Source organism: Cytobacillus sp. GQ23, from assembly GCF_059758675.1.
The window spans coordinates 185,822-210,922 of the sequence record NZ_JCAXER010000003.1; the positions used below are offsets into that span (position 1 = coordinate 185,822).

Genomic DNA, 25,101 nt, shown 5'->3' on the forward strand with positions numbered 1-25,101 from the left:
TTAGTGAAGCTGGTCAATGTAAATAAATATAATCAAAATAACATTCTAAATGATGGCGATATATATTGTACAGGATAATTGCTTTTTTAGCTATTTAATATATAGGAGCCAAACCTGGAAAGTATGTTACAGTTTCCTTACAAACAAAAAAATCAGGCGGCCCAGGAGGACGCCGCCCTCATCCCTCTTCTTATTTATCATCAAAATACAGGCGGATCGTTGAACCTTCTTTTAACTTTATGCCCGGCTGAGGCGTTTGCTTCACCACCGTATTTCCTGTCCCGCTTGCATCTATTTTAAGGTTCAGATAGAGTTCACCAAGATCTTTCTTTGTCAGACCTACCATATCCGGCACCTCAATCATTGGGGAATCCATCCAGGTAAGCTCTTTTTCAATTTGATTTTTGCGGGGCTTTACACCCATCGCACGCAGGCTGTCACCCATGATTTCTCCAACGATTGGAGCAGCAACCACGCCGCCAAATTGAACGGTTCCTTTTGGATTATCCACAGCCACATACACGACGAGCTGAGGATCATCAGCAGGTGCAAATCCAATAAATGATACGATATGGTTATTTTCAAGGTACCGGCCATTTTGCGCTTTTTGCGCAGTTCCTGTTTTTCCCCCAACACGATATCCGTCAACGAACGCTTTTTTTCCTGATCCTTTTGCCACAACCGATTCAAGCGCTTTGCGGATTTCATCTGATGTTTCCTTTGAAATTACTTTCCTTTTTGCATCCGGCGATTTTTTCATCAAAACTTCACCTGTAGCAGGATTTATAAGCTCTTTCGCTATATATGGTGTGTATAATGTCCCGCCATTAACTGCAGCAGAAATGGCCGCTACCTGCTGGATCGGGGTAACGGAAACCCCCTGTCCAAAAGCAGTAGTTGCCTGCTCAACAGGACCAACACGATCGAGGTTAAATAGAATCCCCTTTCCCTCGCCCTGCAGGTCGATGCCGGTCTTCTCGCCAAACCCGAAGTCGCGGATATATTTAAATAGTGCCTCTTTGCCTAATCTCTCACCCAGCTCTACAAATCCCGGGTTGCAGGAATTCTGTACAACTTCAAGATAAGTCTGGCTGCCATGTCCGCCCTTCTTCCAGCATCTCAGTCTGGCACCGCCCACTTCAACAGATCCCGGGTCGTGGAAATGATCCTTTTCCAAGTTTACCTTTCCCTCTTCTAATGCAGCTGCCAGAGTAATGATTTTAAATGTGGAACCTGGCTCGTATGTACTCCATATCGGCAGATTGCGGTTGTAAATTTCCGGAGGCACATTTTTAAAATTCGCAGGGTCAAAATCCGGTCTGCTGGCCATGGCAAGGACCTCTCCGTTATTTGGATTCATGGCAATTGCTATTATTCCATCAGGATTATATTCCGCCTGAGCTATGTCCAGTTCCCTTTCTACAATAGTCTGTATCTTTGAATCGATGGTAAGCTTAAGGTCCATTCCATCAACCGGCGGCTTATAATCATCCGCCATATCGTTCATCCGTTCTCCCTTTGCATTCGCATAAAACTTTACTGATCCCTTTTTTCCTTTTAGTTCTTCATCATAATATAATTCGAGGCCCATTAAACCCTGATTATCAATTCCCGCAAATCCGAGAACATGTGATAGATAGTTACCGAAGGGGTAGTGGCGTTTTGAATCTTCCCCGATGTAGATTCCTTCAATTCCCAGGGCACGGATTTCTTTCGCTTTTTCATGGGAGATCTTTCTGCCTTGAGGAATTTTCACACTTGATGCCTTTTTGGTGATAAGCTCATAGGCTTTTTCTTTTGGCATATTCAGTACTGCAGCCAATTTCTCTGCCGCATCAGCAGGATCTTTGATTTGTCTGGGTACAACATAGACAGTTGGGGCACTGACGTTCGTAGCCAGCGGCACACCGTTGCGGTCGACGATTTCTCCTCTTTCCGGTTCGAAGGGGATATCTCTGCTCCAGAGCTCCTTAGCACCATCTGTAAGCATATTCCCCAGGAAAAATTGAACATATCCAAGACGCAAATCAATAATAAAAAAAATGAGAACACCAACAAACAACGCAGCAGTCAGCCGTTTTCGAACGGTCACATTTGAAACACGCATGTATGGACGAACCTCCTTAAATTATGGCTCGTTCCAATATATGCTTGTACCAAAATGAATAGAACGCACTGCCGCACATCCGGCAGTACGTTCTTCATCTAATCCAGCACCGCTTCTTCTTCTTCCTGCTGAACTTCAGATTGATCGTTCTCCTTGTTATATTTCTCAGCAGGCTGCTCAAGTTCGACTATTAAATAGTCACCTTTCCTAAGCGCAGAACCGGCTTTTAGATTTTGCTTCGCCACATATCCGCTTCCAACAGTATTAAGCTTTAAGTCAGCAATCTTGGCCACCTTCATGACGTCTCTTAGTGACCATCCATCCATATCAGGCACTGTTAATTCGCCATCCGTCTTTAAGATCACCCGTTCGCCTTCAAGCAAATTGTACATATTTCCTGGAACTTGTCTCTGCACCTTGCTGCCCTTTCCAAGCACAATTGCTTCAAATCCGGATTTTTTCAATTCTGCCTTAGCTTCCTCAACTGTTTTCCCTTCTACTTCTGGTGCTTGTTCAGAGTTTGCCTTTAGTTCTTTTGCCGGTTCTATATTTAAATATTGGAGACTGCTTTTCATAACTGGTGTAAAAATCTTAGCTACAGGTTCTGCACCATTTGTACTGAGGTCGATATCCGGCTGCTGGACTGCTACATAGATGATCAGTTCAGGATCATCTTTTGGAGCCATTCCTAAAAACGAGAAGATAAAATTTTCATGACCGGTTAAATATCCACCGCCATTTGGATCAGGTATTTGAGCAGTCCCCGTTTTTCCGGCTACCTCGTACCCTTCGATATTATACCTTTTATAGCCAGTCCCGTTTTCAGAAGACACAACCGTTCCAAGGATATCTCTGGCTTTCTTTGCTGTTTCTGCTGAAATGGGCTTTCCCTTCACCTTCGGCTCCGTTTTATTCACGACTTCATTTTTATCACTATTAACAATACTGCTGATGACATGCGGCTGCATCATTTTGCCATCATTTGCAATGGCAGTAGCAGCCTGTATCTGCTGAATAGGCGTAATGGCTGTACCCTGGCCAAACCCGGTAGTTACCTTATCAAGCGGCCACTCATATGCGATTTTTCCGCCAGTTTCATTCGGCAGGTCAATTCCCGTGGGATTTTCAAATCCAAATTTCGTTAAATATTCCCTGTACTTTTCATACCCGAGCTTTTCTTTTACTATTTTCGCAAAAGCCACATTCGACGAACGCTGAACACCTTCAAGGTAAGTAATGGAACCCCAGCCGCGTCCTTGATTATGGTCGCGGATTGCCGGTGAATTTTCCGTTACTTTATAACTTCCAGATTTATACCATTCATTCGGATCAAACTTGCCCTCCTCAATGGCAGCTGCCAAAGTAAAGATTTTCATGGTTGATCCGGGCTCAAATGAGTTTTCAATCACTTCATTATGCCAAGTGTCTTCGATGCCTTCCTTTGTTTTCGGATGAAATGACGGCCTCTGTCCCATAGCCAGAATTTCACCAGTTTTAGCATCAGCGACTACTGCGACCATCTTTTTGGGCTTATATTCCTCGTCTACTTTATTCATGGAATCTTCGAGAAAGGTCTGAATCTTTTTATCGATTGTCAGATACACATCTTTGCCATTTTGAGCAGGCTGGATTTTTTGATCTCCATTAGGAAGCAGATAGCCCCATATATCACTTTCATAGCTGAACTTTCCATCTTTTCCTGTGAGCGCTTTATTCAAACTCTGCTCAAGACCCAGCATCCCTACTGTATCAGTTGTATTTGTTTTCGTTTTTTTCTTTTCAACATACCCGACTAAATGTGAGGCAAAGACTCCATTTGGATAAAACCGTTTGGAATCTGTTATAAATGTAATCCCTGGCAATTTCATATCTTCTATTTCTCTTTTTGTCTTTAGCGGAAGATCACGGCCCTCTTTTCCAAATTCAACCTGGAATGGCTTATCTCCATCTTTTGTTTTCTTTGTCAAAATCCTATAAATCTCCGACTCTTCCAGATCAATAGCTTTCGAAAGCGCTGCAGCTGTTTTTCCGGGGTCTTTCACATAATCTGGTTTCATGCTTTTGTCAAGGATTGCTACAAGTTTATAAGATATCGTATCCTCTGCAATCACTTCCCCGTTGCGGTCATAAATAGTGCCCCTTTTGGCCTGTATTGTTTTTTCGCGTTCATATTTTTGCTGAGCCTTAGCCGCCAGTGCGTGGCCCGCTGCTTCGCCCGTTGCCTGAATGGAAACAAAGCGAAAAATTAATACAAAAAAGAGCAGGCTGAATATTAAAAATAATATCGCTGCTCCCAAATTGATATTTGGCTGTTTCTTCATTAATCTTCCACGACCTTGACATTATTTCCGCTGAATTTAAGACCCATTTCTTCAGCTTTTGCTTTAATGCGCTCGTATGTACTTAATTCGCTCACCTGCATTTTGAGATCTGTATTCACTTTGTTCTGCGTCTGGATTGCTTCTTCTGTTTGCTGAATTTCTTTGTTTATTTCGTAAATGGCCGACTGATTTGAAACCATTTGCACTGCGCCAAAGCAAACAATTCCAGTAAAGGCGAGTCCCAGTATTTTCTCCCCGGGGGAAAGCCAGGACTTTCTTGTTTTTATTTTTTTCTTAGGGGCCTGTACGGGCTGGGTTTGAACATCAAATTGTTTTTCTTCCTGAATTTTTCGGGCTAAATTGCTCATAATTCCCCTCCTGTAATTTTTTATTCTCTATATCGGTATTCGATTAAAGCTTCTCTGCTATTCTTAGCTTAGCGGACCTTGCACGATTATTGTGTTCCAGTTCTTCCTCTGAAGGCAGAATCGGCTTTCTGTTAATTAGCTTTAAAGTTGGCTTATATTCGTCCGGAATAATAGGCAGGCCGGGAGGCAGATTTGGTGTTTCACTTGCTTTTTTAAAGGCAGCTTTACAAATCCGGTCCTCCAGTGAGTGAAAAGTAATGACACTAATTCTTCCATTGGGATTTAATATGTCAATAGCCTGGTGAAGAGAATCCTCAAATACACCCAGTTCATCATTCACAGCTATTCTAATTGCCTGAAAAACACGCTTGGCGGGATGTCCGCCTTTACGCCTCGCAGGTGCTGGTATGGCCTCTTTAATAATTTCAACCAGCTGGCCAGTTGTTTCTATTGGAGAAACGTCCCTGGCGGCCTCAATTTTTCTCGCAATTTGCTTTGAAAATTTCTCTTCTCCGTATCTGAAGAAGATTTTCACAAGTTCGCTATATTCCCAGCTGTTTACCACATCATAGGCGGAAATATCAGCGCCGGTATCCATTCTCATATCAAGCGGGGCATCATTATGATAGCTGAATCCTCTTTCAGGTGTATCCAGCTGCGGTGATGAAACGCCAAGATCATATAAAACACCATCAACTTTAGAAACACCAAGGTTTTCAAGCTCTTCCTTAAGATACTTAAAATTACTTTTAATAATCGTGATTCTGTCACCATATTCAGCAAGTTTTTCTTTTGCATGTTCAATCGCTGTATCATCCTGGTCAAATGCGTATAGCTTCCCCTTTTCAGACAGCTGGGAAAGAATTAATTTACTGTGGCCTGCGCCGCCTAGGGTACAATCCACATACACACCATCAGGATGAATGTTTAAGCCTTCTACTGTTTCTTTTAATAGTACTGTTGTATGTTCAAACATTGTTGAATGAATCCACCTTTCCAATCAGAGAAGCACAAGACGCAATTAAAGCATCCGGAGCTAAACAAGTATCTTTGTTTCATGGGAAATTATATTACTAAAACATTCCCATTATATATCAAACCCAATCATATTTTCCGCAATATCAGCAAAAGATTCCTCTGATTCTGCAAAATAATCTTCCCAAAGATTTTTGCTCCATATCTCGATCCGATTGGAAACGCCCAGCACTACACATTCTTTTTCCAATTTTGCATATTGCAGAAGCGGGGAAGCAATATTTATTCTTCCTTGTTTATCTATTTCACATTCAGTGGCACCTGAAAAGAAAAAACGGGTAAATGCACGGGCATCCTTTTTAGTAAGCGGAAGACTTTTTAATTTCTCTTCAAGCTGCCTCCACTCATCCATGGGATAGCCAAACAAACATTGATCAAGTCCGCGTGTCAATATAAAGGTTTCACCTAAGTTATCACGAAACTTGGATGGCACGATGAGACGGCCTTTATTATCAACGTTGTGATGGAACTCACCCATGAACATACCCGCTGCACCCACTTTCTAACTCAAATGTACCACAATCCCCCACTTTCCTCCACATGTTTTTAATTATTCTACCACTGCTTTTAAAATCCTGCTTCTCATAAGGTATTCACCCATTTTCTGTTCGTCTTTTTATTACATTTTCTTTAAACTCTTTACTGTTTTTTCACATGTTTTTTTAAATGGGAAATCACATAGGATAAAAGAGTTTCACCCTCTTTTTCACATAGAAAAAGACCTTATCCGAATGGATAAGGCCCGAAGAATATGGCGAATATTAAATTTTTATGACTTTATGTGTCCCATCAAAATCAAATGGGAGATGGAGTAATTCCTCCAGAAAATCTATACCATATTTATTAAGGTAATAAAGAATATTCCATACTCTTTCCTGCGGAATCCCGCCAGGTCTCAGGGAGTTATCAGCTCTTTCATATTTTTTTATGACCACTTCATATTTTTGCTGTATGGATTTCTGGATTTTATTCTCCATGAAATCTATTTGCTTTAACAACAGTTCTTCATTTTTCTTCAACATGGGAAGAAGGGCACTAACCTCTTTTAATGTAAGTTCTTCAATAAACTCATAGTTTTGTTTTAATTGATCTTTTGTTTTTTGGAACTGGCCTTCTACGTTTTCATTTTTAATACTCTTTAAATAAACATCCTTTACTGCTTCGGTTCCTGAAACGAGCACTGCCTGCAAATCAAGTTCTAAATCGTCCAAATCACTCTCTGTAAACCTTTCTAAAAAGGTAATATTTAAACGGGGCATGATAGGAGGCATTTTCATTCCAAACCATTCAAATGCCATCTTAAGCTCAGCCCAATAGGCAATTTCTCCAGGTCCGGCTATAAAGGCAAGAACCGGAAACAGGCATTCCTGAGTGAGGGGTCTTGTCACCACATTATTGCTCAGTCTTTCTGGATGATTTTCAGCAATCTCCAGAAGCTCATTCATGGTAAACTCATGGAAGGATTCTTTTCCCGTAAATACCTTTTTCTCCGGATTGAATTCGAGAAGAATTCTTTCTTTATGCTTTTCATCATAATAAAACAGGTTGGCAGCATTTTCACTTATATCAATGGTATTTGGAAAACCGGCATTCTTCAGGCTATGCTGCTGGCTTTTCACACGATTTGTGATTTCTTGAACCCCTTTGATCTGTTTGGCAAAAATACTGCTTTCAAGTTTCCGGAGTTTTAGGTCACCGGAATCAACCAGAAGCAGCCCAGTTTCTTTAAATAAGTGCATGATAATACCGGCAAAGAACTCCACATAGGTTTGCGATTGCATTATTATTTCTTCCAATATCAAAATGAGATTTTTTGTATGTTCGGTCTCCCCTAGAGCTTCAATGATTCCTTCCACCCATGCCCTGCACGTTTCACGATTCAGCGGGATATTTGATACCATTTTCTTCTCTAAGACTTTTTCAGGATATGTCACTTTTTCCATTTTATGATTCTTCTCAATGAAAATATGATTTACTTCCTGATAGTCATGATCTTCCCCAGCAATCCAGAAAACAGGTACAACAGGAATGCCAAGCTCACTTTCCTGCTGTTTTGCAAGATGAATGATTGAGATGATTTTATGTATTGTATAAAGCGGTCCCGTCAAAATCCCTGCCTGCTGCCCTCCGATAATCACTGCGCTATTTTCTTGCTTCAGCTTGTTTAGTGAGTCATGAACTGCCGGGGAAGAAGGTAAACGATCCATAAACTCTGCAATATATAGAGAAAGTTCATTTCTCATAAACGACCGGCCTCTAAGCTCCGCTAACCTTGCTTTATAATCAGAATCCGAATTATAGCGATAGTGAAAAAACTGCATAATTTCATCTGTTTGTGCAATATAATCTGTTGCAAACCGGTTTGTTGCCGGTAATGAGAGATTAAGAATCTCCATTAATGAACTTCCTTTCTCATAGCTGATCAATTTTAATTTTCATCTTATGAGTATAGCATTGTCTTAATTGAAAAGAAAAAAACTTTGCTTGCCTAAAAGCTTCAATTCAAATAATAAATCATATTGTTAACAAACTTTTACTAAGGAATGAAAACCACTGAAGTTACCCTTTGAACAACCCCTACCAGGATCAGAATGATATAAGCGGTGAAATACAGCAAGAAATTAAATCGCCAAAACCCTTTGAATAAGATACGCATATTGATTTCCTGTTTAATTCTCCAATGTATGATTATAAAAACAACCGCTGTAATTAGAAGGCATAGGAAGATCATCCATAAATAAGATTTATCCCAAATTACAATAATTAAATAATGAACAGACAATATAAATAAAAAAGTGCTGACATCCAAGGCAATATGTACAGATCTTTTATGTTTTTTTGTAATTTGTTTGCTGATAATAAAAACAGCCAGATATCCAAGCAGCGGTATGGTCACCAGCGTTGCAATCAGGCTTGAGAACACAGTGTTCAACTTATTTCCCCCTCTCCCTGCCTTTGATCTGACAATAAAGACTTTCTGTATACGGAGCAGACATCTTCTTCATTTCTGCTTCGTTTACGATATAGCCTAAAATAGCATCTATCTCTGTTTCCCGGCCTTCTTCGATATCCTTAAGCATTGAGGATTTGTTTTCCCCGGTTTCTTTACAGACTCTTTTAACATGGTTTAACGCACTTGCTTTATCCTTTATATTTAAAATGGCACTTACCTCGTCAAACAATTTCAAAAATAGCCGATAATAGTATTTATTCGTAAGGAGTTCCCCATTTCTAACACGAAGAACTGCTGTGAGAGGGTTTATCAGACTGTTTACGATTAATTTTTGAATGAGCATTTCCAGATGATCCCTGACAAAAACAAAAGGAAAATAACCAGATGCCGAACAGGATAATTTCTCCAGAAAACTAATATCCCCCTTTATAGCTGCCACTTTTGTGACTCCAATCCCGGTATGAAGCACAGTGTCAGGCTCTGTTTTTAAAGCACCATGCTCAACACTGCCCGCAAATAAGTTATCAGCTTCCAGCTTTTCAGCCCACTTCAAATGCCCCATCCCATTTTGCAGAAACAAAAATGACCCGGATTTGCCAGCATTCATCCTCAATAAATCCCCTGTCAATTCAGGAATACTATATTGCTTAACTGCAATAATAGTTAAATCCTCCTCCCCCTTCCATTCTTTAAAATGGTAAGTCTTAACCCGGGTATTACTGTGGAATCCCTCTCTCTCGAGCGTAAGACCATTTTTGCACAGTTTTTCCAGCTGGCTGCTGTTTCTCACATAGACAATGACTTCATGATTTTCATTTAAGTAATGGGCAAACAGAAGGCCGACTGCTCCTCCTCCGATAATAGCTATTTTCATAAAAGACCACCATTTTTTACTTTTTAAACATATTTTAACAAAATAAGATAAATTCATGGGTAAAAAGAAATATTTCTAACTTGAAATTTAATGATTATTTTTAAATTCCATTTTTCATCTGCTAAATCCTTTAAAAAAATCCCTTTTTCGAAAATCGAAAAAGGGATTTTTTAATGCTGGGATTAAACCGGATATACCGGATGTTTACGGACACTGAATGTCAATTCTTTAGTCTCATACAGATTAAATCGGTTAATTAAAACATTTCTTAAATCTGAAGGGGCAACTATACCGTCTACAATTAATTCAGAGGCCAGTTTGTAGATATCAATAGTTTCTTTATATTCCTGCTGTTTTTCCTGAACGTACTTGATCTTTTCTTTCGGGTCTTCAATCGCATTGATTTTATTGGAATAAACAGCATTTACTGCGGCTTCAGGACCCATTACTGCAATTTGTGCTGTTGGCAAGGCTATGCAGCAATCAGGTTCAAATGCGGGACCAGCCATGGCATACAGTCCTGCTCCATATGCCTTTCTGACAACAACAGAGATTTTCGGAACTGTTGCAGAACTCATGGCAGCGATAAGCTTTGCACCATGGCGGATAATGCCAGCCCTTTCCACCTTCGTTCCAATCATAAATCCAGGGACATCCGCCAGAAATAAAAGCGGGATATGGAATGCATCACAAAGCTGAATAAACTTGGCTGCCTTATCTGCAGAATCTACAAATAGAACCCCGCCTTTAACCTTTGGCTGGTTGGCAATAATTCCTACAGGCCTTCCCCCTATTCGGGCAAGCCCCGTAATCAGTTCAGCAGCAAAAAGCTTCTTAATTTCAAAAAAGCTGCCTTCATCGATTAAGGAATCTATGCACTCATACATGTCAAATGGGGCATTCTGATTATTTGGTATGATTTCTTCAAGGGCGCGGCCGGATTTTGGCATAATGAACTCAGACCTCACAGGCTTTTCTTTGAAGCTTGCCGGGAAGTAAGCCAAGTATCTTCTTGCTGATTCAATGGCTTCTTCCTCACTATAAGCAAGAACATCGCCACATCCGCTTACAGAACAATGCATGCGGGCGCCGCCCATTTCTTCCAGTGTAACCTTTTCCCCGATAACCTTTTCTGCCATCCTTGGCGAGCCCAGATACATTGAAGCATTTTGGTCTACCATGATGACGATATCACAGAACGCAGGAATATACGCTCCTCCTGCAGCAGATGGTCCAAAAAGAAGACAAATCTGCGGTACCATGCCTGAGAGCTTTACCTGATTATAAAAAATTCTTCCTGCTCCGCGTCTATTTGGAAACATCTCAAGCTGATCCGTAATTCGGGCACCGGCAGAGTCAACCAGATATAGAATCGGAACTTTTAACTTCTCTGCTGTCTCCTGGATACGGATGATCTTTTCTACCGTTCTTGCACCCCATGAGCCAGCTTTTACTGTTGAATCATTTGCCATTACGCAAACAGTCTGGCCGTTAATCTTACCAACAGCAGTTACAACTCCATCTGCAGGCAGATCATTTGCCTGGCAATTCGCAAATTTGCCGTCTTCCTCATAAAATCCGTCGTCAAACAAAAGCTCAAGCCGTTTTCTGACAAATAGTTTGTTTTGCGCTTCATTCTTTTCATGATATTTTGGATGTCCGCCCGCTTCAATTACCACGCTTCTTTCCTGGAGCGTCTCAGTTAATGTCTTTGCAGTAGTCATTCCCATCCTCCTCAAATATATATTCCCATATTGCAATGATTTTTGTGGAGAGTTAAACGGAGCATACGGGCGCAGAAGAAGCCCGATGCCTCACTGAATAACTGTATCCCTGCCTTCTTATTCAAATACGATTAGTACATCGCCTTCGTTCACAAAATCTCCTATACTTACCTTTACTTCGGCAACTTTCCCAGCAGCTTCACTTTCAACCGGAATTTCCATTTTCATGGATTCAAGCATAAGCACTTCCTGGCCAGCATTTACCTCCTGGCCCGCTTCGACTAACACATTTAATACAGTACCTGCCATTGATGATGTTATTTCTTTCATTGTAATTTCCTCCTTTAGTTAACGGCAAAAGCCTTCTGAGATAGATATGATGTAGAATAATTCCCTTTGCAGAAATCATCGTCTTTTAAAATTTCCTTAAATAATGGGGCATTCGTTTTAATACCTTCAATCTTAAGCCCCTCAAAGAATTGCCGTGCATTCTTTATTGCTTCATCTCTTGACTGCCCAAATATAATGCATTTTGCGATCATTGGATCATAAAATGGGCTGACAGCAGTATTTGAAGCATACCCGTAATCAACCCGTACACCTGGATTGTCTGCCCATTCAAATTTAGACAAATTGCCTGGAGAAGGCAGGAAGCTTACAGGATCCTCGGCATAAAGTCTAAACTCAATCGAATGGCCCTGCTGCTCTATGCTGTTCTGTTCAAGCGGAAGCTCTTCCCCTCTTGCTGAGATGATCTGCCACTTTACAAGATCAAGCCCTGTTACTTGCTCAGTTACGGGATGCTCAACCTGAAGCCTTGTATTCATTTCAAGGAAATAAAAGTTCTCCTGTTCATCCACAATAAATTCAATTGTTCCGGCATTTTTATAATTAACTGCTTTAGCAGCAGTCAATGCCGTATCATACATCTTTTGTTTTGTTTCATCTGAAAGAAAAGGAGAAGGTGATTCCTCCACTACCTTCTGATGTCTCCTCTGAATAGAGCAATCTCTTTCAAATAAGTGGACGTTATTCCCATGATGGTCACCAAACACCTGTATTTCAACATGTCTGGCATTCTCAATATACTTTTCTACAAAAACCTCATCAGAACCAAAATAGGCTTTAGCACGGGCCTTTGTTGAGTTATAGGATTTAGCGAGCGCTTGCTCATTTTCACAGCACACCATTCCAATTCCTCCGCCTCCACCGCTGGCCTTGAGCATGACGGGATACCCCATATCATCAGCAAGTCTGCATGCTTCCTCCAGGGTCGAAGTTCCCTCTCCGCTTCCCGGGACAACCGGCACTCCTGCTTCCTTCATGGTTTTACGGGATACAATTTTATCCCCCATCAGTTCAATAGTTTCCGGATCTGGTCCAATAAAGGCAATGCCCGCATCAATTACAGCTCTTGCAAAGCCGGCGTTTTCTGATAAAAATCCGTATCCAGGATGAATTCCATCTGCCTTTTCCCTTTTAGCAATCTCAAGAATTGCATCTGTTTTTAAATAAGACTTATTAACAGGCGGTTCTCCAATACGGAAAGCATATGTAGCCTCTTTAACAAATGGCAGGTCTTTATCTGCATCAGAATATATAGCAACGGTTTCTATTTCCATTTCACGGCAGGTTTTTATGATTCTTAAAGCGATTTCTCCCCTGTTGGCAATCAAAATTTTTCGCACAATCGGACCCCTTTCTACTTGTATTAATCCTGCAATAATAAATATTTCTACAAACTTCTGCTTATTTCCTGCTATTTTTGTAAACGCTTTCTGATTTTTATTAAAAAACTAAAAATATATTAAGTTTTTCATATGTGCAGAATTTTTTGTTTACTTGTTATATAATAATAGACATAGAAGAAACCTTCCGACTTTAAGGAAGGGATTATAAAGCGTTTACAACCGCAGAATTCCTACACACCGATGGCTAAGGGGGAGATTTTATGAACTATAAGGTTGAGAAATTAAAAGTAAATTATAAAACTCTGGAAGAGTTTAAGAAATTTAAAGAGTATGGACTGCAGGAACTTTCCATGCTTGAAGACCTTGAAGCTAATATTATCGAAAATGACAGTGAATCGCCTTTTTATGGTATTTATTTCGGGGATAAACTTGTGGCACGAATGAGCCTTTACCAGATCGACGCAAGATTCGACCGCTATTTCGAACCCGCACAGGATTATTTAGAGCTATGGAAGCTTGAAGTTTTGCCTGACTATCAAAACAAGGGCTATGGACAATCACTAGTAGAATTCGCAAAAGGGTTTGGACTTCCTATTAAAACAAATCCACGCGTGAAATCAAAAGCCTTCTGGGAGAAGATGGGATTTGAACCCGTTCATTATGATATGGAACGTGATCTGGGAGAGAATCCGCTTGCCTGGTTCCCGGCTGGTGTTAAAGAACAAACTCATTAAGCAGCTATCTTCTGCAGCTTAAGCATAAAAATAAGCGGGCAAATTTTGTCCGCTTATTTTTTTATTTTATTTTCAATTTCTATTTCTCAACCTTTTGAGGCTTTATTTCGGGATTTACAGTAAAATTCAAGTTTTTGTGGCGGCTGCCATCCTTGAGCCCAACAAGCTTTCTTGCACTTTCCATAATCTCTACCAGTGCTTTGTAATCCTGTTCCAGCGTGTTTAACTCTTTAATTAATTTTTCATTTTCCGCTGCCAGATAGTACATTTGCTTCTCCAGCTCCTGAAAGCGTTTTTTGTCATAAGGATCTTCCGTAAGCTGGGGTTTCTGAGCATTATCATATAAGTCTTTCAGAAAACCAACTAATTCATCAAATTCGATTGTCCTATTAATTGCCTGAATTGCGTTTTCGTTTCTTTTTTCCTGCCTTTCCTCAGGAACTGCACGAAGTTCTTGTTCTCTTTCAGCAGCCTGCGGGTTTTTCTTCATTTCTTTTCTCTGTTTTTTTGCCAATTCAATACCTGATTTATATTGTTTTCTAACATAAGAATTCCACCGAAATCCGCAGGCAGCCGCGGTTCTGTTTAACTGTTTGCCAACTTCTTCAAATGCCTGAAGCTGAGTTCCTCCTTCGCGTATATGACGGAGCACAACTTCTGCAAGCAGTAAATCTTCATCTTGAGACCAAGCATCCTGACGGGTTGAAGACATCAGTATATCCCTCCTAGTGTTTTTCTTTATACATATGCCAATGCTAGAAAAGATAGACTGATATCATATGATAAAATGAAACTTTATTCACCCCGCAATGAATATGCTTATGGCTTATTCAGGAAACTGTCAACTTTAGCATGATGTGCTTCATCTTCCCATAAAACCGAACAGCCGCGCACTTCCTGATCAATTCTCTCTTCTAAGCTACCCTTCTCCCATTTTTTTACAAGAAGATCTTTAAAAGCTTCCAATACCTCACTCTCAAGTCTAAGTATTCTTTCCAGAAAGCTCTGGCACGCATCAAGCGAGTCACCATGAAAGACTGAGTGAATGAAACCTAATTCTGTTAATTCTCCATCTGTATATAATTTTGCTTCCATCAGCATTTTCAAGGCGTTGGCAGGAAGCATCTTTTCCATAATGATGGAGCCTCCGCCCCAGCCGGTAGTTATGGCTAAAGTTCCCTGGATGAAACCGGCTTTTATCCCTGCTTTTGCAATCCGGTAATCACAGGCAGACGCCAGCTCACAGCCGCCGCCGACAGCTGTTCCATTCAGTATGGCGATAGTCGGTTTTCGTAAGAATAGTAATTTTTTTAAAAGAACAGCCATTCTGCTCAGCATTCCAAAGGCTTCATCTTCTGTCTTTAAACTATGAAAGGAAGATAGATCTCCTCCTGAGCAAAAAGCCTGTTCTCCCTCCCCAGTAATCCCAAGCGCCTTAATTGATTTCTTTCCAGCCATATCAATTGCGGCCTCCAGACCATCCATAACCTCATAATTTATGGCATTTCTTTTTTCAGGCCTGTTAATCCTGAAAATCAACAGTCCATTCTCATATTCTTCAATTATGTAAGGTTTCATGGCTGCCTCCTTAAATTTTGATTAAACTATTTTTAATATTAGCAAAAATTCAGATAGGCTTGCAGGTATTAAGATTAAATCTATCCTAAAAAACGACAAAAGCACAAGAACTATGTTCTTGTGCTTTGTATCTAAAGGATTAGTCGTTAACTACTTCTTTTCCTTTGTAAGTTCCGCAAGCTTTGCAAACGCGGTGAGCAAGTTTCATTTCACCACAGTTTGGGCATTCCACCATACCAGGAACCTGTAATTTAAAATGGGTACGACGTTTTCTCTTCGCAGTTTTAGATGTTCTTCTAAAAGGTACAGCCATTCTTCCCACCTCCTTAAAGAGTATTAGAGGATGTCCAGAGGAATTGGACAAACCCATTAAGAAAGTTATGAAGGCCAGAGCAAGCTGGTGTCTTCAAGTGCTTCTTGTTTTTCTTCCGTTATGAATCGGAAGAAGGATCATTCTGATCAAAAAATTGAGCAAGTCCGGCAAGACGAGGATCTACTTTATCCTGTTTATCCTGCTCCTGAATGACCTCCCAATCCTTACCGGATTGAGGAGCTCCCTCTTCACTGCTGTCTTCGCAGAAAACTTGCATTGGGACTTCGAGTAAAAGGATTTCATGAAGGATCGGATTTAAATCAATCACATCCCCTTTTACTTGGTGAACCTCCTCTTCAGTCTCATAATCAAGACCTTTTAAAAGGAAAGTTTCAGTTGTTTCAACATTAATTGGATAATTTACGTCAACTAAAGTACGAGAACAAGGCAGTATTAAATGACCCTTTATAATTAAATGAAAAGTCACTTTGGCAGAATCGATATCCGCACGGCCTGTCACATGCATTGGTGAAGCACCGCGTATTTCCGGATTCAATTTCATGACCTCATCAACATTGACAGTTTCATCAATGGGAAAATCCTTGCTTCGATATTTTTGTAACTGACTTAAAGTCCATTTCATACGAATCACCCCAAGGCAACAAAGGTAATTATAGCCTTCCTATAATTATTTGTCAATATTTTTTCTTTACACTATAATGTAGCTAATATCATACTATTGAAGGCTTCTTTAGTAAAAAGTTTTTGCGGGATTTAGAGTTTACTGGGCAAGGCGCTTCCACTTTTCTTTTAATACTTTTTCCAATACATATCTTTTTAAACCTTTTCGAGGAGTATGTCAAATATGAATGCTACAGGTGTAATTGTAGAATATAATCCTTTTCATAATGGCCATGCCTTCCATTTGGAGCAGGCCAAAAATATTTCAGGTGCTGAAACCATTATTGCAGTCATGAGCGGCAACTTTCTGCAGAGAGGAGAACCTGCATTAGTTTCAAAATGGAAACGTGCAGAAATGGCGCTAAAAGCAGGTGCAGATATTGTATTTGAGCTACCCTACCAGTTTGCTGTTCAGCAGGCAGATATTTTCGCAAGCGGAGCAGTATCCATTCTGGAAGCAGCCGGATGCAGCAGCTTATGCTTTGGGAGTGAATCCGGAAATATAGAAAGCTTTCACCGAACGCTGTCATTTCTCAAAAAACACCGTGCTCCCTACCAGGAAAGAGTTAAAGTGCATCTGGCAGGGGGGGTCAGCTATCCAAAAGCAACATCCATGGCATTCCTTGATCTGAACCCTGATGAGGAAATGGTTGACCTTTCAAAACCAAATAACATCCTTGGCTTTCAATATTTAAATTCAGCCCGCAGGCTAAATTCTTCTATGCAGCTTTTTACAGTTGAAAGAAAAAGTGCAGGATATCATGATGAGCAATTTGCTTCCGAATCTATAGCAAGTGCGACAAGCATTAGAAAAGCTCTTTTTACCGGGAATGGAGAAGTTGAAGGGATTCGCCAATATGTTCCGAGGTCTACTTATCAGGGTTTGCTTCAATATAAAGAAGAGTTTGGTGCTTTTCATCATTGGGAACATTACTGGCCTCTATTAAAATTCCGCCTGGTACAGCTTCAGCCGGAAAAGTTAAGATACATGTATGAAATGGAAGAAGGCCTGGAAAATAGGTTTTTGTCTGCAGCCATTCAGGCGGAAAGCTTTCAGCAGTTCATGGAAAAAATTAAAACAAAAAGATACACTTGGACAAGGCTGCAGAGGGCATGTGTACATATCCTAACCAATACAGAAAAAACAGAGATGCCCAATAGACCAAAAAAAGCGGAATATCTTCGCCTTCTCGGAATGTCCGGGAATGGCAGGAAGTATTTAAACACGAATAAGTCCAACTTAAAGCTTCCGCTGATATCAAGAATTTCATCCCAGGCTGCAGAGCAGCTGCATTTGGATATCAAAGCCTCCAGGGTATATGCAATGGGTCTACAGTCTGCCGGGGACACCAGTCTTATGCAGCAGGAATTTAACCAGCCTCCTATTATCGTTGACTAGATCCTGTTTGTGTATTTGCTAAAGAAAAACAAAGCCGGATAAAATAGAAAAGCCAGCGGCAATTCTCGATTGCCGCTGGCTTTTTGCTGCCGGTTGAAGTCATTATTAATCCAGGTTTCTTAAATATTTAACTGCATCATCAAAAGTATTCACTGGAACAATTTTCATATCGCTCTTGATATCCCTGGCTGTCGCAGCAGCAGCTTTATAATTGGAGTCTTCTGCCCCATTTTCATTAGGCGCAAGGAAAATATCTGCTCCCGCTTTGTCTGCTGCGACTACTTTCTGCTCGATCCCGCCTATTCTGCCAACTGTCCCTTCAGAATTGATTGTTCCGGTACCCGCTATTTTATAGCCTCCCGTTAAATCTTCTTTTATTAACTGATTGTAAATTTCAAGCGAAAACATCAGTCCGGCAGAGGGACCGCCAATTTCTTCACTGTTAATATTCACAGCCGGGTCTACCTCTATTTCTTTATCGTCGACAAGAGTAATCCCCACTCCCGGCTTTCCGGTTTCCTCAAGCTTTTTTAAAGGAATCGAGGTTTCCATAGTTTTATCCTGGCGTTCAAAAGTCAGTGTTATTTCACTGCCCTCCTGTTTCCTGGAAACCGTGCTGATAAATTCATCAGATGATTTGAACTCCATTCCATCCACTTTAAAGATGCGGTCACCTGCCTTCAGCTTGCCGTCAGCGGGCATATCAGGCAGCACATTAAGGACATATACCCCGTTATAATGATAATGAATGGGCAGGCCCGCTTTTTTATAGGCTGATTCAATAGCAGCCAGTTTGGAAGTTGCCATAAGATGAAGCTGACGTACATTATACTCTTCATCTGTTTCATTTTCAGCCCGAATCTCTTCCACTGGATACAGTTCCTGATACTTGCTGAATTTGGCAGCCAAATAGGCATATATATTCGCACGTCCCATTCTTACGGTGGTCAGCATGAAGCTCCCTTGTTCTTCATAGCCATTATCCACTTCAATAATCGGCTCGAGTTCTTTTGCCATACCCGGCTTTGATACATAATAAGGCAGATAATAAAATGAACTGGCCACAAGGATAACTGCCAAAATCAAGAAGGAACGGGTATAAAATTTGCTTCTCATGAGTCAGGAGGCTCCTTCCATTTAGTTATGTAACGATGAATGCTGTCAATATGCTTTTTTGCTTCCTCTTCGCCAATTTTGATGATTTCTTCAATATTTGTAAAGGCTCGTGAGCTATACATTTCCACCCTGGGCCTGATCATGAAATCTGAAGCAATTTCCCGGTGACTGACAAGCTCCATCTGCATGATATCCAGACTTTGCATGATTACGTCATAGATTGAGGTGATTTCTGCATTTGTTTTAACATGTGAAACATCGATAGCGATTATGATATCAGCTCCCATTTCCTTAACAACTGACACAGGAACCCTATCCACTACTCCTCCGTCCACTAAAAGCCGGCCATTTAATCTTTCAGGCACAAATATACCCGGGATGGATATGCTTGCCCTTACAGCATCAGATATGGGACCGCTATTAAAGACTATTTTCTCTCCAGTCATTAAATCTGTGGCCACAACATTAACTGGAATATCCAGGTCCTCAAGGTTTTTTCCATGAGTAAATATACGGATTAATTCCTTTACTCGTTTCCCTGCCACAAAACCCATTTTAGGGACTGTAAAATCTAAATAATACTTCCTTTTAAACGCTTTGGAAAGCTTATATAAACGATCAACATCCAGACCTGCCCCATAAAAGCAGCCTACCATCGCACCCATGCTGCTGCCGGCTATATAGTCAATCGGGATGCCGGATTCCTTCAAGACCTTGATAGCACCCAGGTGGGCGAATCCACGAGCTCCTCCCGAACCAAGTGCCAAACCTATTTTCGGACGCTGCAAAAGACTCCCCCCTAATATGCCAATGACCGATTCGAAAACTTACCCTTATTCTATTCTTTTTATTTCCAAAAGAAGCATACAATAAAAATCCTCAGCTAAAAATTCACATGCCTGTACTTAATTCTATGGTCTATTTTAAAGTTCTATGAGTATATTGGGTTATATGGGGACAAGACTTGACATCACAGGCTCAATCACCGTATACCATTGTTCCGTATCTCGAAAAAAAATGAAAAGGCCTGAGAAAAAATAGATGCAAATGCTTCTTTATTTTACCATTGTTTATTTTCGTTTCACAGTCAGTACAACTTGAGGGAGGCTTGTCCGTGTTTCGTTCGAAAGTAAAAACGGTTACTCTTGCACTCTCTGTAACCTTAATGGCCATCTCATTAATCTCATTTCCCCAGGAATCGGTTGATGCATCCATCAGGGGATTAAATATGTGGTGGGAGATTGTCTTCCCTTCATTGCTGCCCTTTTTCATAGTATCAGAAATGCTGATCGGCTTTGGTGTAGTAAAATTCATTGGAGTACTCCTTGAACCTTTGATGAGGCCATTATTCAGAGTACCAGGAGTTGGCGGGTTTGTTTGGGCAATGGGGATGGCTTCAGGCTTTCCCGCCGGGGCAAAATTGACAGCAAGATTACGGCAGGAAGGACAGCTAACAAAAACAGAAGCAGAGCGTCTCGTTTCCTTTACAAATTGTTCAAATCCATTGTTTATATTTGGTGCAGTATCAGTTGGTTTTTTTAATAACGCCAAGCTTGGTATGATATTGGCCCTGTCACATTATCTCGGCAATATTACAGTCGGATTATTAATGAGGTTCTATGGAAAGAACTCCAAGCACCCTTCGCATGGCAAAAGGAAATTGAAACCATCTTTGCGGGCAGCATTATCAGCTCTTCATCGGACAAGAATAAAGGATAACCGTCCGATTGGCAAGCTCCTGGGAGATGCAGTCATGTCATCCATCCAAACGCTTCTAATGATAGGCGGATTTATCATTTTATTTTCTGTTATTAACAAACTCTTATTTCATATTGGAATCACAGCATTTTTGGCTAAAGGCATAGAAGCCGTACTGTCAATTTTCAGTCTGCCAATAGAATTAAGTATCCCGTTCATTTCAGGATTGTTTGAAATAACACTTGGCAGCCAGCTGACAAGCCAGGTTGAGCAGGCAACACTAATGAACCAGGTCATCATTGTGAGTTTCATACTCGCTTTCAGCGGATTCAGCGTGCAGGCTCAGGTAGCGAGCATCCTGGCACAAACTGATATTGATTTCAAGCCTTTCTTCTTCGCAAGAATTATTCATGGCTTTGCGTCTGCCTTTTATGCATTTATTCTTTGGCAGCCAATTTATGAACGCTATTACAATACAGAGCAGCCATCCAATGCCATTCCGGTCGGATTCTTTGAGAAATATTCGTTCCTCGGCAGATTAATGGATGGAATCATCTCTTCCGGACCGCTTATCACTATCCTTGCACTTTTTGTTTATACTCTTCTGCTCGCCAGGCGTTTGGATCAAAAGTAGCAGCAAAACGGGTACCAGCCGGCACCCGTTTTGTTAAGTCATACAATCAGCGGGTAAGGACACTCCTGCTGATTAATTATTGAAATTTGTTCTTAAGAGCTTTTTCTACAATATCAGGAACCAGTTCTGATATGTCCCCGTTATATTTTGCCACTTCTTTCACAATGCTTGAGCTTAAAAACGAATATTGATTATTGGTCATAATAAAAAAGGTTTCCACTTCATCATTCAAGACTCTGTTCATGGACGTGATCTGCATTTCATATTCAAAATCAGAAACTGCACGAAGGCCTCGTATAACTGCATTCGCATTAACTGACTGTGCATAATCCATCAGCAGCCCCTGAAAAGAATCGACTTTAACATTATTTAGATCCTTTGTTACTTCTTCTATCAGCTGAATTCTTTCTTCTACACTAAAAAGAGGTTTTTTAGAAGAATTATTCAATACAACTACATAGACCTGTTCAAATACCTTTGCCGCTCTCTTAATAATATCCAGATGACCATAAGTAATTGGATCGAAGCTGCCTGGACAAACCGCAATGCCTCCCATTGTTATCCCCCTGTCATGTTCTTATTATGTATTTTTTCCATTACAATTCCAAGTATGTATTATTCAGCCCAGCTGTAGATAGAGATAGAAATGATCCCATAATTTTCGTGTTTCTGCTGAACCAGTCTTCCAACGGTTTCAGGGAGCTCCACATCTGATCCATGTTCGCATAAAATCGTCCCCTGATCCGAGAGCAGATTATTCTCATCAATTATCGTGAGAAGCTTTAGCAGCTGCTGCTTGCGATATGGAGGATCGAGAAATATATAATCAAAAACCAGATCTCTTTTTAATATAGCCTTGAGAGCACGATCTGCATCATTTCGATATATTTCTGCTTTATCTTCAAATCCGCAAGTACGAATATTTTCATGAATAGTATGAATGGCCTTTCCGTCCCTATCCACAAAAATGATCTTGTCCGCTCCTCTGCTCAGAGCTTCAATGCCAAGGCCGCCGCTGCCAGCAAACAGATCAAGCCCTTGGCCGCCGTCAAAATAAGGCCCTATTATATTAAAAATAGCTTCTTTTACTTTATCAGTAGTCGGACGGGTTGAGCTGCCCGGAACAGCTTTTAATATTTTCCCTTTTCTAGTTCCCGATACCACTCGCATTCGATCACCACTAACCTGCAATATTTCAATTTCCCAGACTGCTCAGATTGGAAAACTGTTTTTTTCTATCCTATCCTACCATATCTTACAATTTGTAGCCAACCGGCAACTTGAAAGAGAAATCATGATCTGGAAAAAAATATAGTATTAAGTGTATATCCATGAGGATTGTGGAAATAATGTAGTTAACAGCATCTATTCAAGGATGTTGTTGCCAACCGCGGAGAAGACTTACGTTTCCCCATAAGTTCTTCCTCCGGTTTCTCCTCTCCCTTTGCCTTCTATCCTGAAAAGGATATAGAAGGACCCTGCAGTTAACTGCAGGGCTTTTTATTTTGTATTCATTTAGTCCTAATACGGATTCAGGTGAATTCCGTCATCTTTTTCTTCAGCCGTCACTCTGAAGAGTTTTTTTAACCATTGGATCTCCATCCATACAGTTCCGTTTTGCCTGGTTAGCGGATTAATAAGCAATCCATAATCCTCTTCATTATAGATGAAAACATTTTTTTCCAAATAAAACCGATAACTGTTATTCCCTTTTGACAAAAAGATCGTATCCTCGCCGGATAAGAACTTGACATCATATCCCAATGCCTGCATCGTTTCTGCAAAAGGAAGAAAAATTAAGCCATCCCTATAAATTAAATTAATGCTTCCCATATCAGCACCTGACACCAAGAGCTTTTTGTCAGCCTGAAAATACAGTGGAACAAGCTGTGCTCCGCTTATGATATTCATGGTGAAAAATTGGGTGTGCAGTCCTTTAGCATTGCCTAAAAGCTTGTCTAGCTTTTCCGCATTTAGAGATTCCACCTGAAATACATTTATAAGAAAATCCTTTTGTTCATCTTCAGTCAGCTCCCCCTGCAATTCCTTCAGGGCTTTTGCCGCTTTTGCTGACTCAGGTTTTGCATCTAATACGCCTGCTGTCAAAGCATCAATAATCCAGGCAGGAGTATCACCTGCAAACAATCTGTGAAGCTGCAAAGCAATAAGCTTTTTCTCCAGTTCGTTGGTTTTAATATGAGGAGATGCAATCAGGATATGTTCATCCCTATATTCTGGATAAAGATTGGTAAGGATGATTGACATAAATGGAAATTTCCCTAGATCATTTAGTTTCTTAAAATCCAGGCTTGCCTCCTGACTATCTGCTGTGAATGCATCTATATTGTTTATTGATGTCTTCAATAGCGGCTCCCCTTGCCAGTAAAGGGATGGAATTTCTCCAGAGCCCTCGAAAAAATAATAATCGATATGATCTAATTTCTTTTTGGCTTTCAGCCTGATTCCTGCAGCCCATGAACCCTCTCTTTTGATAGAATCCGAAATGGATATGGACAAGCCCTCAGCCTTTAGACCCGGGATTTTTACAAACCAATCAGTTAATAAAAGTGCCTTACTTCTTTCATTTATCGGTACAGTATATTCAAATATCATTTGACCATCACCAGAAAAAAATGTATAAAGAATTTCGTCTGCTGAATCACAGGGTTTTCCGTTCCCATCTTTGCAATTCCAGTTATATAGAGTGTCGGGGATATCAAGTCTATATTCTTTACGGGCCATAAGCCCGTATAACTTTTGGGTGATTTTTAGTTCTTTCAGATGCGTTTCAACTGTTAGTTCCTGTGTAATCGCCTCGGAACTTTCCAGTGAATTTGCGCGATCAGAATAAGTCTGCCACTGCCACAGCATCATACATGAAATAATTCCAGTAAATATTAAAAAAATAAATAAAGATGCCTTCCACATTACTATGCCCTCTTAGTCCTTTTTCTTTTAACCTAACAATACCAAAAGGGAAGGACATCAGTCACATTAATTTTTATAAATTTTATAGTTTTTTTCCATTCTATTTTTATGCAGGGAATGATAGTATTGATGGGGAAATTCATATAAAAAGCATATACCTGGAGTATTAAGGAGGTTCAAATTTTGATACAGCGTTTTATAGAAATTGGCGAAGGTTACTCTGACATTTATGAATTAATTGAAATAGCGCGGGCGAACAAGCATCGATTATCACACATGGCCGTTTTCCATACGAGCATCAATGATAAAGAAATGACATCCCTGGCGGTCATATTAAAGCCGACAGATCCGGGAGAATTTCAGCCTTTATATATTTGCCGTGAGGGAATACCAAATCCAGAGTCAACTCCAAATAAGAGGTATAATCTTTTCGAGAATGCTGCGAAGGAACTGAATAAAGAGATAATTCAGCTGACAGTAAAACCTTCTGCCATTTTTAATGAAAAGGAATTATATTATCAGTATCTGATTGGAATTCTAAGGCTTAATCATTTTATTGCACCTTTGCATTAAACGAGAAAAAGGCTTGAGCTTTGCTCAAGCCTTTATATTCCCATCTTATAATCATATTCCTTCGCTTTGTCCGGTTTGGAATTTTCAAATTCCGTTTTTAGGAAAGGCTTATAGGAGGGTTCCACTTTTTTTACAAAAGAATATGAATTTATCTTCTCCATAATTGTTTCCGTATCGGCAAGATCACAGTATAGCAATACATATTTAAGCCGCTTTGAAACATAATGAACATTTCCAAATCTTCTTAACATTTTTGCCTGTTTTAAAGAATAAAGCCATACAACAATTCCTTGCCTTTGACCAAGCATATATTTTTCCCCTTCGGTATTCGTTTGTTTTATTTAGTCTAGCACAGAAAAATAATAGTTTTCAAT

At 40.3% G+C, this 25,101-nt stretch carries 25 protein-coding genes; 4 read left to right on the forward strand and 21 right to left on the reverse strand.

The genetic code is table 11. From position 1 onward, the window contains the following. Window positions 1-190: 190 nt before the first annotated feature. The 11 genes from AC6CHU_RS03835 to AC6CHU_RS03885 form a co-directional block, all read right to left on the reverse strand. The gene (locus AC6CHU_RS03835) at window positions 191-2,107 is read right to left on the reverse strand and encodes a stage V sporulation protein D (protein ID WP_159862576.1); all 1,917 of its coding nucleotides are present in this window, start codon (window positions 2,105-2,107) and stop codon (window positions 191-193) included. A gap of 98 nt (window positions 2,108-2,205) precedes the next feature. Continuing rightward, entirely contained in the window at window positions 2,206-4,428 is a 2,223-nt protein-coding gene (locus tag AC6CHU_RS03840; RefSeq protein ID WP_341070411.1) for a penicillin-binding protein, read from the reverse strand. Next, window positions 4,428-4,796, reverse strand: coding sequence for a cell division protein FtsL (ftsL, locus tag AC6CHU_RS03845; RefSeq protein ID WP_159862574.1), 369 nt, complete (start codon window positions 4,794-4,796; stop codon window positions 4,428-4,430). Before ftsL ends, AC6CHU_RS03840 begins: the two co-directional genes overlap by 1 nt. Before the next feature lie 43 nt (window positions 4,797-4,839). Next, entirely contained in the window at window positions 4,840-5,772 is a 933-nt protein-coding gene (gene rsmH, locus AC6CHU_RS03850; RefSeq protein WP_498120095.1) for a 16S rRNA (cytosine(1402)-N(4))-methyltransferase RsmH, read from the reverse strand. Between the two features lie 111 nt (window positions 5,773-5,883). Beyond that, a complete protein-coding gene (gene mraZ, locus AC6CHU_RS03855) occupies window positions 5,884-6,315 on the reverse strand; it encodes a division/cell wall cluster transcriptional repressor MraZ (protein WP_251282912.1) in 432 nt (143 codons plus the stop codon). Window positions 6,316-6,592: 277 nt separating this feature from the next. Further along, window positions 6,593-8,227 (reverse strand): bacillithiol biosynthesis cysteine-adding enzyme BshC, encoded by a 1,635-nt coding sequence (gene bshC, locus AC6CHU_RS03860; protein ID WP_251282781.1) that lies wholly within the window; start codon window positions 8,225-8,227, stop codon window positions 6,593-6,595. Window positions 8,228-8,367: 140 nt separating this feature from the next. Next, window positions 8,368-8,754: a DUF3397 domain-containing protein gene (locus tag AC6CHU_RS03865; RefSeq protein ID WP_311315877.1), complete on the reverse strand. Its 387-nt coding sequence runs from the start codon at window positions 8,752-8,754 to the stop codon at window positions 8,368-8,370. 10 nt (window positions 8,755-8,764) lie between these two features. Continuing rightward, on the reverse strand, window positions 8,765-9,658 hold the full coding sequence (locus AC6CHU_RS03870; RefSeq protein ID WP_251282780.1) for a 2-dehydropantoate 2-reductase: 894 nt from the start codon (window positions 9,656-9,658) through the stop codon (window positions 8,765-8,767). 182 nt (window positions 9,659-9,840) lie between these two features. Continuing rightward, window positions 9,841-11,382 carry an acyl-CoA carboxylase subunit beta gene (locus tag AC6CHU_RS03875; protein WP_498120098.1) on the reverse strand — a complete coding sequence of 514 codons (1,542 nt, stop codon included), beginning with the start codon at window positions 11,380-11,382 and terminating at the stop codon, window positions 9,841-9,843. Between the two features lie 117 nt (window positions 11,383-11,499). Next, the gene (locus AC6CHU_RS03880) at window positions 11,500-11,712 is read right to left on the reverse strand and encodes an acetyl-CoA carboxylase biotin carboxyl carrier protein subunit (protein WP_009330910.1); all 213 of its coding nucleotides are present in this window, start codon (window positions 11,710-11,712) and stop codon (window positions 11,500-11,502) included. Between the two features lie 14 nt (window positions 11,713-11,726). Then, window positions 11,727-13,070: an acetyl-CoA carboxylase biotin carboxylase subunit gene (locus tag AC6CHU_RS03885; RefSeq protein ID WP_498120100.1), complete on the reverse strand. Its 1,344-nt coding sequence runs from the start codon at window positions 13,068-13,070 to the stop codon at window positions 11,727-11,729. A gap of 263 nt (window positions 13,071-13,333) precedes the next feature. Between AC6CHU_RS03885 and AC6CHU_RS03890 the strand changes: the two genes are divergently transcribed. Next, window positions 13,334-13,807 (forward strand): N-acetyltransferase, encoded by a 474-nt coding sequence (locus AC6CHU_RS03890; RefSeq protein WP_159862566.1) that lies wholly within the window; start codon window positions 13,334-13,336, stop codon window positions 13,805-13,807. 79 nt (window positions 13,808-13,886) lie between these two features. Here the strand turns inward: AC6CHU_RS03890 and AC6CHU_RS03895 are convergent, their stop codons facing one another. The 4 genes from AC6CHU_RS03895 to AC6CHU_RS03910 all read right to left on the reverse strand — a co-directional run bounded on the left by AC6CHU_RS03895 (window position 13,887) and on the right by AC6CHU_RS03910 (window position 16,341). Further along, window positions 13,887-14,519 (reverse strand): RsfA family transcriptional regulator, encoded by a 633-nt coding sequence (locus AC6CHU_RS03895; protein WP_251282777.1) that lies wholly within the window; start codon window positions 14,517-14,519, stop codon window positions 13,887-13,889. Between the two features lie 107 nt (window positions 14,520-14,626). Next, window positions 14,627-15,385 (reverse strand): enoyl-CoA hydratase/isomerase family protein, encoded by a 759-nt coding sequence (locus tag AC6CHU_RS03900; RefSeq protein ID WP_159862564.1) that lies wholly within the window; start codon window positions 15,383-15,385, stop codon window positions 14,627-14,629. Between the two features lie 139 nt (window positions 15,386-15,524). After that, complete coding sequence (rpmF, locus tag AC6CHU_RS03905; RefSeq protein WP_009791160.1) at window positions 15,525-15,698, reverse strand: 50S ribosomal protein L32; 174 nt, start codon at window positions 15,696-15,698, stop codon at window positions 15,525-15,527. A 118-nt stretch (window positions 15,699-15,816) separates the two neighbouring features. Then, window positions 15,817-16,341: a YceD family protein gene (locus AC6CHU_RS03910; RefSeq protein WP_159862562.1), complete on the reverse strand. Its 525-nt coding sequence runs from the start codon at window positions 16,339-16,341 to the stop codon at window positions 15,817-15,819. A 222-nt stretch (window positions 16,342-16,563) separates the two neighbouring features. Here AC6CHU_RS03910 and AC6CHU_RS03915 point away from each other — a divergent pair, with 222 nt between their 5' ends. Continuing rightward, window positions 16,564-17,778 (forward strand): nucleotidyltransferase, encoded by a 1,215-nt coding sequence (locus AC6CHU_RS03915; RefSeq protein ID WP_498120102.1) that lies wholly within the window; start codon window positions 16,564-16,566, stop codon window positions 17,776-17,778. Between the two features lie 105 nt (window positions 17,779-17,883). Here AC6CHU_RS03915 and AC6CHU_RS03920 read toward each other — a convergent pair whose 3' ends face one another. Continuing rightward, window positions 17,884-18,894 carry a SepM family pheromone-processing serine protease gene (locus AC6CHU_RS03920; RefSeq protein WP_498120104.1) on the reverse strand — a complete coding sequence of 337 codons (1,011 nt, stop codon included), beginning with the start codon at window positions 18,892-18,894 and terminating at the stop codon, window positions 17,884-17,886. Further along, window positions 18,891-19,682, reverse strand: coding sequence for a patatin-like phospholipase family protein (locus AC6CHU_RS03925; RefSeq protein WP_159862559.1), 792 nt, complete (start codon window positions 19,680-19,682; stop codon window positions 18,891-18,893). Before AC6CHU_RS03925 ends, AC6CHU_RS03920 begins: the two co-directional genes overlap by 4 nt. Window positions 19,683-20,008: 326 nt before the next feature. On the opposite strand from AC6CHU_RS03925, the gene spoVV reads away from it, so the two are divergent. Next, entirely contained in the window at window positions 20,009-21,226 is a 1,218-nt protein-coding gene (gene spoVV, locus AC6CHU_RS03930) for a dipicolinic acid transporter SpoVV (RefSeq protein WP_498120106.1), read from the forward strand. 76 nt (window positions 21,227-21,302) lie between these two features. Here the strand turns inward: spoVV and coaD are convergent, their stop codons facing one another. The 3 genes from coaD to AC6CHU_RS03945 all read right to left on the reverse strand — a co-directional run bounded on the left by coaD (window position 21,303) and on the right by AC6CHU_RS03945 (window position 24,154). Next, window positions 21,303-21,782 (reverse strand): pantetheine-phosphate adenylyltransferase, encoded by a 480-nt coding sequence (gene coaD / locus AC6CHU_RS03935; RefSeq protein ID WP_159862557.1) that lies wholly within the window; start codon window positions 21,780-21,782, stop codon window positions 21,303-21,305. Window positions 21,783-21,841: 59 nt separating this feature from the next. Further along, entirely contained in the window at window positions 21,842-22,396 is a 555-nt protein-coding gene (rsmD, locus tag AC6CHU_RS03940) for a 16S rRNA (guanine(966)-N(2))-methyltransferase RsmD (protein WP_498120108.1), read from the reverse strand. Window positions 22,397-22,747: 351 nt separating this feature from the next. Next, window positions 22,748-24,154, reverse strand: a complete 1,407-nt coding sequence (locus AC6CHU_RS03945; protein ID WP_498120110.1) for a stalk domain-containing protein — start codon at window positions 24,152-24,154, stop codon at window positions 22,748-22,750. Window positions 24,155-24,337: 183 nt separating this feature from the next. Here AC6CHU_RS03945 and AC6CHU_RS03950 point away from each other — a divergent pair, with 183 nt between their 5' ends. Next, window positions 24,338-24,727: a DUF7147 family protein gene (locus tag AC6CHU_RS03950; protein WP_498120112.1), complete on the forward strand. Its 390-nt coding sequence runs from the start codon at window positions 24,338-24,340 to the stop codon at window positions 24,725-24,727. A 32-nt stretch (window positions 24,728-24,759) separates the two neighbouring features. Here AC6CHU_RS03950 and AC6CHU_RS03955 read toward each other — a convergent pair whose 3' ends face one another. Beyond that, window positions 24,760-25,035 carry a YlbG family protein gene (locus AC6CHU_RS03955; RefSeq protein ID WP_498120114.1) on the reverse strand — a complete coding sequence of 92 codons (276 nt, stop codon included), beginning with the start codon at window positions 25,033-25,035 and terminating at the stop codon, window positions 24,760-24,762. Window positions 25,036-25,101 lie beyond the last annotated feature (66 nt).